Origin of the sequence: Mesorhizobium sp. M8A.F.Ca.ET.207.01.1.1, assembly GCF_004794715.1 — a bacterium.
Classification (GTDB): domain Bacteria; phylum Pseudomonadota; class Alphaproteobacteria; order Rhizobiales; family Rhizobiaceae; genus Mesorhizobium.
Genome location: NZ_SRUS01000234.1, coordinates 1 through 363 on the forward strand (window position 1 = coordinate 1; position 363 = coordinate 363).

The following is a 363-nucleotide window of genomic DNA, read 5'->3' on the forward strand; positions in this document are numbered from 1 at the left end:
GGCGGCCCGAGGGCCACAACAAGTGGAAGGTGCCGCAGGAGTGCACATGATCTTCCAGCACGGTGACCAGGCGGCCGTCGGCCAGCGCCTCGCGCACCGAGTGCACCGGCACGAAGGCCAGGCCGGTATCGCGTAGCGCCAGCGCCACCCGTGCTTCGATGGTGTTGGCCACCATGTGCACCGGAAGTTCCTGTGGCGCTTGATCGTCGGGCCAGTGGATCGGCCACGGCTCCAGCTTGCCGGTGGTGGGGAAGCGATAGTGCAGCAGCGTGTGCTGCATCAGTTCCGCCGGCGTGCGCGGAACCCCGCGGCGCTGCAGGTAGCCCGGCGAGGCGATGACACGGCGCGGGAACACCCAGATCG

Annotated in this window: 1 protein-coding gene; it reads right to left on the bottom strand. The window is 69.1% G+C overall.

Annotation, left to right across the window (positions count from 1 at the left end):
- Nucleotides 1-363: LysR substrate-binding domain-containing protein (locus tag EN850_RS34325; RefSeq protein ID WP_246689323.1), on the bottom strand; the 363-nt coding region annotated here is incomplete at both ends.